General features: G+C 48.0%; 1 protein-coding gene. It reads left to right on the top strand.

Annotated elements, in window-relative coordinates; all coding sequences use genetic code 11:
* Positions 1-327, top strand: a 327-nt coding sequence (locus tag AAEY62_RS21265) for a c-type cytochrome (RefSeq protein ID WP_350636350.1), incomplete at both ends; no start/stop codon positions are given.

A 327-nucleotide genomic window follows, 5' to 3' on the forward strand; every position in this document is an offset into this window, starting at 1 on the left:
GTACTGGCTTCCCTAACCTCACTGACAACGATTGGTTGTACGGTGGTACACCTGACAAAATCAGAGAAACATTACTTTTAGGCCGTGTTGCAGCAATGCCACCTTGGGGTGATGCATTAGGTGAGCAAGGCGTTAAAGAAATGACTGCTCATGTACTTAGCCTTTCAGGTCGTACTGTAAACCAAAAAGACGCTGCTGCCGGCGAAGCTAAGTGGGCTATGTGTGCTGCATGTCATGGTGCTGACGGTAAAGGCTCTGTTGCACACAACTTACCCTTTGGTGCACCTAACCTAACCGACAACGTTTGGTTATATGGTGGTTCTCAAC

The organism is Pseudoalteromonas sp. GW168-MNA-CIBAN-0100, from assembly GCF_040309225.1.
GTDB lineage: Bacteria > Pseudomonadota > Gammaproteobacteria > Enterobacterales > Alteromonadaceae > Pseudoalteromonas > Pseudoalteromonas arctica.